Consider the following 7,226-nt stretch of genomic DNA (forward strand, 5'->3'; position numbering starts at 1 on the left):
TGACGGCGCGCGCAGCCGGGCCCACCCGCCAGTTCCAGGGCAGACCGAGGTCAGCCTCGGCGATGGGCAGTGAGGCCAACGTCGTATCCAGGACGACGACCCGGGCCCCGGCCGGGGCGGGGTTGCCCATCGCGTATTCCGTCCCGCGCTGGCCACGCAGGAGCCGGGTGAGCCGGTATCGGCCTGGGGCGATCAGTTCGGCCGCGCCCGCCTGCACGATCTCCCACACTCCTGCTGCGGCCTGGACCGCCAGTGCGTTCGCCCCACCGAACAGTGCGACGTCCGTCACGCTTTCCAGGGTTCCGGACAGGAGATCGACCACCAGCGCATTGCCCAGATCGAAGCGGGAGGTCGGCCCCGGAAAGAAGTCGAAGGCCAGCGTGCCGATCCGCGCCCGACTGCCAAAGGTCGTCAAGAGGTTGAACCCATCCGTCGAGGCGCTGCGGAAGACGGCGATCTCGCCGGGCCAGGGGCTGGCATGGGCGGCAATCAGGGGGCGATGGGCGGGCTGGTCCTCGGTGATCTGTGGCAGGTCCAGCATCACCACCTCGGGCGTGCCGAAGACGACGGGGCTGGCGAGCGAGGCCGGGCGGGGATCGCCGGGCGGTAGGTCATAAGCGGCGCGGTCCTGGCGCACCGCCTCCATCCCGCGCGCTTCCGCATCGGCGACCGAGACGAGCCGGAACTCGACCTCGCGGCCATCATGCGCCAGCCGGATCACGTCGGCGGGATCGAGGGCCATCCGCGAAGGCGGCAGGCGGAACGTGGCGCTTTCCCGGCCGATCCAGGCTTCCGACAGCGCGCGGCGGCAGCGGCGTTCCGCCTCCTCGGGCGGGATCGCCATCGGGAAGCTTTCCGAGGCGATACGCGTTGTGTCGACGGTAATACGCCGTGCCTCGACGAGGGCCGCGTCATAGTCCTCGTCTGCCCGCGCGACCTGCCACTTCAGGGCCTGGGGCAGTTCGGTCTCCTGCGCGCGGACCAGTTCCAGCGCCTCGCCTTCACGGCTTGCGACCAGATCGTCGATGGCCAGTGTGACGACCGAGGCGCGGCCACGCATGACGAAACGGATCACGCCCTCCGTTTCGACGGCATCGAAGCCGAAGTGGCGGGCCAGTGCGGAAATCGACGCGCGGGGGCTTTCCAGCGCCCCGATCACATAGCCCTCGACCGCGCCCCAGAGGCCAGAGACGTCGATGAGGTCTTCCGACAGCCCGGCGCGCACGCAAAGGTGGCGCACCAGCGCGGCGAGCGATACCGCGCCCAGCCGCCCCGTCAGCCAGTGCCCCAGCCGCCAGTTCGGGCCGTCCGTCCAGATACCTGTCAGTTCCGGAAAGAACGGATAGGGCCGCGCATCCCAGGTCCAGGCGGTGCATTCCGGAACATGCACCATCCTGCCGCCGTAGACCGAGGACACCGGGTTGTTGGCCGGGCTGCCCCACCACAGATAGCTGGCCTCGAGATAGGCGCGCTGGATCGCGTCGTCGCGCCAGCCGCGGGAGAAGTACGGCGTGAAGCTCTCGGACGACTTCGGGTCGAAGAAGACATTCGGCTGGTTCGTGCCCCGGTCGATGGCAGGACAGCCCAGTTCGGTGAACCAGACCGGCTTCGACTCCGGCACCCATGCGGTGGGCGTGCCGCTCTCGACCCCGCCCGGGCGGTTGAAATGCGGGTTCGACCACCAGGCGCGGAGATCCTTGTAGCGGAACACCCAAGGCTTGCCAGCGGCACTGTCGCTGATGGGCGTCCGGATCTGTGCCGACCGGGCGGCGGCGCTGGCGTAGAACCAGTCGAAGCCTTCGCCACCGGCGATGTTCGCCTGCAGGTAGGCCCGGTCATGGATCGCGGGCCAACCTTGCAGGGCGTCGGCGTGGTCGAAGCCGTCGCGCCAGTCGGAGAGCGGCATGTAATTGTCGATGCCGATGAAATCGATGTTGGCATCCGACCAGAGCGGGTCGAGGTGGAAGAACTGATCCCCTGTCCCATCGCCCGGCTGGTGGCCGAAGTATTCCGACCAGTCGGAAGCGTAGCCCACCTTGGTGCCCGGCCCGAGGATCGCCTTCACATCCGCCGCCAGTGCCTTGAAGGCCATCACGGCGGGATAGGCGCTGGCGCTGGAGCGGATGGTGGTCAGCCCGCGCATCTCGCTGCCGATCAGGAAGGCATCGACACCGCCTGCCACAGCGCAGAGATGCGCGTAGTGCAGGATCATCCGGCGCAAGCCCCAGTCGCCCGCAGGGCCGGTCCAGCTGACTGTGTCTCCGGTAACGGCAAACTGCGCCAGGGTCGCCGCGCCGAAGAAGCTGGAGACCTGCGTTGCGGCGGCGGCGGTCTTGTCCACAGTCCCCGCATATCCCGGCGCAGGGGAGCAGGTGATCCTGCCCCGCCAGGGGAAGCTGGGCTGGCCCGGTGTGGCAGCGTTGGCGCTGTAGGGGTTCGGCAGCGTGTTGCCGGGCGAAACGTCCATCAGCAGGAACGGGTAGAAAGTCACCCGTAGCCCGCGCGCCTTCATTTCGCGGACCGCCTGCACCACCGCGAAGTCAGCAGGCGTGCCGCCATAGACCGGCCGGTCCTCGGCATCGCGGCTGACCAGATGCGCGTTCGCCCGCGCTACGCCATTGACAGTCCAGACCTTGGGGCTGGTGACCTTGGTCGCCACCTCCACGCCGGGCTTGATGGTGCAATTGCCCGCGCGCAGGTCATTGCCGAACCAGGAGACGACGAGGCTGACGCTTTCGACAGCCGGGGCCATGGCTTGCAGCCGGTCGAGGGCCACGACGATGTCGGCCTCGTCGGGTAGCGCGTTCAGGTTCTCGGCCGAGGTGGTGCCGCCGAAGCCGCCCGCGCTCTTGCGGATCGTTTCCGTCGCATAGGTGAACTCGCCAGAGGCCGGGATCATCGTCACCGCCTTGACCAGCCCCTCGGCCGTGTCGGGATCCGCGAGCGGCCGGAACACCTCGAAGCTGAGCTGCGGCAGGCGATTGCCGTAGCTCGCAAGCGGCAGTTCCTCGAAGACGACGTAGGCGGTGCCGCGATATGCCGGGGTGCTGGCCGCCCCCATCTTGGCGGCGATGAACGGGTCAGGCGTCTGGGTCTCGTTCCCCGGATACCAGCGCCAGGTGATGCCGGTCATGTCGAGCGGCTTGCCATCGGCCCAGATGCGGCCGATGCCGGTGATCGGGCCTTCGCAAAGCGCCACGGCAAAGCTGGCGTAGTACAGGTACTCGGTGGTCCGGACCTTGCCACCGCCACCACCCTTGCCGCCGCCTTGCGTCGTGGTCTTCGTCTCCTCGCGGAAATCCGTGGCCCAGATGATGTTGCCGCCGATGCGCATGCGGCCGTAGAGGCGCGGGATGATCGCCCCCTCGGTCGCCGAAGTGATCCGCAAGCTGTCGAGGCGCTGGCCTTCGATCTTCTGCGTGGGCGCGAGCGAGGACACGATCCAGCTGTCCACCACCGAACCGATGGTCGATCCGATGAAGCCACCGATGGCGGCCCCGGAAAAGCCGAGGATCGCGCCACCGAAGGCCCCGCCGATGGCGGAACCGACGGCACCGAGGACAAGCGTCGCCATTGCGGAAATCTCAGCGTGCTGGGAACAGGAAGGCGAAGGCGATGCGGCGTCGCCATGTCGGTGTCAGCGGTTCCTCGATCACGCCCAGCCGCTCGTAGGCGTGGAGGAAGGTATCCGGGCCGGTGAGGATGCCCACATGCTTGGCGATGGCACGGGGCATCATGCGGAACAGGATCAGCGCTCCGAGCCTGGCCTCGGATGGAGCGACCTCCGGCATCATCGCCCGTGCGCCTTCGGCCAGCACCTCGCGCGGCCCCGTCTCGCCCCAGTCGCGGCTGTAGGGCGGGATCGGGAACGGCTCCGGCCCGACCACATCGCGCCAGACGCCGCGCGCGAGACCGAGGCAGTCGCAGCCGACCCCGCGCAGGCTGGCCTGATCGTGGTAGGGCGTGCCCAGCCAGGATCGCGCGGCGGCGATGACGCGGGCGGGATCAGCGATCGGAACGGGCGCAGTCACAGGACCGCCCCCTCATGGCCGCCGTCCTTGGTGGCGTAGCGCAGCACGGCATCCTGGCCTGGGATGTTCGGGAAGCCGCGGAAGTTAGCGACATTGGCGAACTTCGCACCACAAGTGGCGATCCGCTTGTCGCAGCCCGCCCGGACCACGAAGGCATCCGTCGCCATGATCGGGCGCACCGGCGCTTCCAGCAGGGTCAGGATCGCCACGCCATCGACGAGGTCGTGGGACAACACCTCGACCCGCCGCCCGGCATTCGCGCCGGTCGACCATTCGACAAGGCCGAAGGCAAACCAGCCTGCGGCAAAGGTGCCGAGGCCGGAAGCGGTGAAGGCGCGATCCCGCAGCAAATCGATCACCGCGCCGCTGCCCTTTAACGCCGAGGCATCCAGGTTCACGCCGCAGCGCGCATCGCCCAGCGCGGCATCGCAGCTGGCCTGGAACGTCCGCCCGACCGTCTGCCCGAGGACATGGGCCAGTGACCTGACCTCGGCCACGAAGGCGAGCCGCCCGCGCCGGATCTGGCCGATGGCCCCGCGGCGCAGCAGAACGCGCTGCGCCGGGCTTGCCCAGTTCACCCGCCAGACCTCGACCGCCGCATTGTCCCAACGGCCGTCAAGGATGTCGGTCTCGGTGATCCGGTCGGAGGACAGCACGCCCTGAGCGTCCTGCGCGTCCACGGACAGGTCGGAGCCCGAGCGCACCTCGGAGGCTGTCAGCCCGCTTTCCGGCTCGAACTCGGTCCCGTCGAACGACAGCGCCCTGTCGTGGTCGGTGAAGCCGAAGGTCACGCCATCGGCGCGGGTGATCCGCCAGTACCAGGCGAGCGTCGTCGTGCCGTCGTCGAGATGGGCCTGCAGCGCGGGCGGGAGGGACTTCATGGCCGGTCTCCTCGCGCCGCTGCCGCGCAAAGGGCGACGACAAACATGCCGATGGCACCGCCCACAACCATGCCTGCGAGAAACTCAGTCATCGCCGCGGAACCCGCGTTCGAGGCGGTCGCGCAGCCCGATCAGGCCGAGGCCGAGCGCGATCAGCGCGGCAGGCGATGCGTCGCCGGAGCCTGCCAGCGTCGCGACGAGGCGGGCGAGATCGGCCAGCGGACCGGTGGCGGGCAGCGCGAGGGAGGCGGCGCCGATCGCGAAGGCGAGCAGCCCCGCCCACCAGGTGAGAGACGTGGGACGAATGTAGCGCATGGGATCAGGCCCTCCGGATCAGGGTGGTGAAAAGGCCGACCAGCCGGGCGAGCCAGCTGGCAGGTGCGTCGGGCGCAGGCTGCGGGACAGACGGCAGCAGCGCAGGTGTCGGTCGCAGCAGGTCCAGCGCCTCGGCCTCGGTCAGGCGGCGAACGGGCCGCGAGAAATCCACCCGCCCGCCGCGGTCCACGGACCAGACCGGGATCGTCCCGCCGGGATAGCGGCCGTGGCGGAAGAGGTCGCGCTCGGCCTCGCGGCGCGGGATGATCGAGGCCGGTCGCCGCCAGTTCAGAAACGCGTCGGCGGCTGCAACGCGATTGCCGGCGTTGATCGCCTTCGTCAGCGTGGCCCTGGCGATGGCGCCGGTGTTGTAGTGGAACGAGACCAGCGCATCGAACTCGTGCGGGGCGAGCGGCATCTTTACCGCTCGGCGCACCTCGACCTCGTAGGCGGCAAGGTCCGAGCGGAAGATCCGGAACGCCTCGCGGATCCCCGCCTCCAGATCGGCGGGCATGCCGCGCGGCATTTGCGCCGGATCGGGCGGACCGGCGGCGGCCGTGTGGCCGATGCCGAAGGTCCAGACGGTCTTCACATCGAGATAGGGTCCGGGCACGATACCCTCGTGCCGGACGAGGGCCAGGAGGCCCCGGTCTGTCATGTGCATGGGATTACCTGAGAAGCGAGAGGACGAGGATCAGCGCGGCGACGGCGAGGCCGACCGCCAAGCGGTGGCGGAAGGCCTGACCGGGATCGCCCGGGGCGCAGCGAAGGGCGCGCGCAAGGCGGAGAATGTCATTCATCGTCCGCCCCTCCCTTCGCGCCGCGCAGCCGGGCAAGGACGAGTTCGATGAAGGCAGGGCCGAAGACGCCCACGAGATAGGCGGCCGAGCCGGCCGCGCCGCCCGCAGGGATCGCCTGCGGCGGCAGGGCGAGCCAGGCGGTGACGAGGGCCATCGAGAAGCTGCCCATCCCGGCCGCGATCAGCCCGCCGAGCAGGATGTGGCGCAGCGCGTCGCGCAGCCGCATCCGCGTGGTCAGGGCATTGGTCGCCCCGCCCAGCGCACCCCAGGCGGCGAGGATCACGGCTGTTGACGCGGCCAGTTCGCGCAGCACCGCCGCCAGAAATCCGGTCTCGTCGTTCATGTGCGGATCTCCACGAGCGGGATCGAGGTGATCGACCCGAGGCGTTCGAGGTCGAGGGTGACGTCGAGGGCGTCGGTGTCGAAGCGGACGGGCACGTCGAATTCGAAGCCCGCCGTGATCGCGACGCCTGCGGCCGGGGCGGTGGTGAAGGTCACCAAGCCCGTCGCGGTCGAGACCGACCAGCCGGAGGGCTGCGGGGTGCCATTCAGGGCAATGGTCACGGTCCCGGCAACGGGCTTGGTGATGGCGCGTGTCCAGAATTGCGCCCCCGAGGTGTAACGCTTGGCGAGCTGGAACTGCGTCGCCGTTCCGTTCCCGGTGCCGATGGGCTGATCCAGCGGCGAGGGCGCGGCCGATGGCAGGCAGGACTTGAAATCGGCCCAGTCCTTGAAGCGGAAGCCGTGGAGGCGGCCATTCCGGGCCTCGAAGAAGGCCACGACCGCTGCCAGATCATCGGCGCGGCGGATGCCGTAGGCCACGTCATAGCGACGGCGCGAGTTCGCCCAGCTGGCGTTGCGTTCCTCGGCCCCGCTCGCCAGCTCGACGATCTGGGTGCGTCGTTCCGGGCCGCCGCGTGCGCCTCGGCTGATGTTGTCCGGAAACCGGACTTCGTGAAATGCCATTGCTGATCCTCACATGCCCCTCCGGCCCAGCGACACGGCTCGGGCGATGTCGCTGGCGACCTGCGTGCGCGACTGGCGGAAGCTCTCGGCGTCGCGGGCGTTGATAGTGACATTGACGGTCGAGGCACCCGTCTGGCCGTACCCTGCCGCCTCGCGCCGGGACAGGACCCGCTCCCCCTTTTGCAGGATCGCGGGAACCTCATCCGGCCGCAGCCCGGCCCAGCCGCCGTTGT

Annotated in this window: 9 protein-coding genes; all 9 read right to left on the reverse strand. The window is 69.4% G+C overall.

The window, feature by feature from the left end:
- On the reverse strand, window positions 1–3,574 hold a 3,574-nt coding region (locus EZM81_RS17480; protein WP_136646660.1), incomplete at its 3' end, for a glycoside hydrolase TIM-barrel-like domain-containing protein.
- 10 nt (window positions 3,575–3,584) lie between these two features.
- On the reverse strand, window positions 3,585–4,031 hold the full coding sequence (locus tag EZM81_RS17485) for an NlpC/P60 family protein (protein ID WP_136646661.1): 447 nt from the start codon (window positions 4,029–4,031) through the stop codon (window positions 3,585–3,587).
- The gene (locus tag EZM81_RS17490) at window positions 4,028–4,912 is read right to left on the reverse strand and encodes a DUF2163 domain-containing protein (protein ID WP_136646662.1); all 885 of its coding nucleotides are present in this window, start codon (window positions 4,910–4,912) and stop codon (window positions 4,028–4,030) included. The genes EZM81_RS17485 and EZM81_RS17490 overlap by 4 nt, the downstream gene beginning before the upstream one ends.
- An 84-nt stretch (window positions 4,913–4,996) precedes the next feature.
- Complete coding sequence (locus EZM81_RS17495) at window positions 4,997–5,227, reverse strand: hypothetical protein (RefSeq protein WP_136646663.1); 231 nt, start codon at window positions 5,225–5,227, stop codon at window positions 4,997–4,999.
- 4 nt (window positions 5,228–5,231) lie between these two features.
- The gene (locus EZM81_RS17500; RefSeq protein WP_248298272.1) at window positions 5,232–5,885 is read right to left on the reverse strand and encodes a lysozyme; all 654 of its coding nucleotides are present in this window, start codon (window positions 5,883–5,885) and stop codon (window positions 5,232–5,234) included.
- Between the two features lie 10 nt (window positions 5,886–5,895).
- On the reverse strand, window positions 5,896–6,027 hold the full coding sequence (locus EZM81_RS18700; RefSeq protein ID WP_256371636.1) for a hypothetical protein: 132 nt from the start codon (window positions 6,025–6,027) through the stop codon (window positions 5,896–5,898).
- Window positions 6,020–6,370: a hypothetical protein gene (locus tag EZM81_RS17505; RefSeq protein WP_135451285.1), complete on the reverse strand. Its 351-nt coding sequence runs from the start codon at window positions 6,368–6,370 to the stop codon at window positions 6,020–6,022. Before EZM81_RS17505 ends, EZM81_RS18700 begins: the two co-directional genes overlap by 8 nt.
- The gene (locus EZM81_RS17510) at window positions 6,367–6,993 is read right to left on the reverse strand and encodes a DUF2460 domain-containing protein (protein WP_136646665.1); all 627 of its coding nucleotides are present in this window, start codon (window positions 6,991–6,993) and stop codon (window positions 6,367–6,369) included. Before EZM81_RS17510 ends, EZM81_RS17505 begins: the two co-directional genes overlap by 4 nt.
- A gap of 9 nt (window positions 6,994–7,002) precedes the next feature.
- The coding region (locus EZM81_RS17515) for a hypothetical protein (protein ID WP_136646666.1) at window positions 7,003–7,226 on the reverse strand (224 nt) is incomplete at its 5' end.

It is taken from the genome of Tabrizicola sp. YIM 78059, assembly GCF_004959785.1.
GTDB lineage: Bacteria > Pseudomonadota > Alphaproteobacteria > Rhodobacterales > Rhodobacteraceae > Tabrizicola > Tabrizicola caldifontis.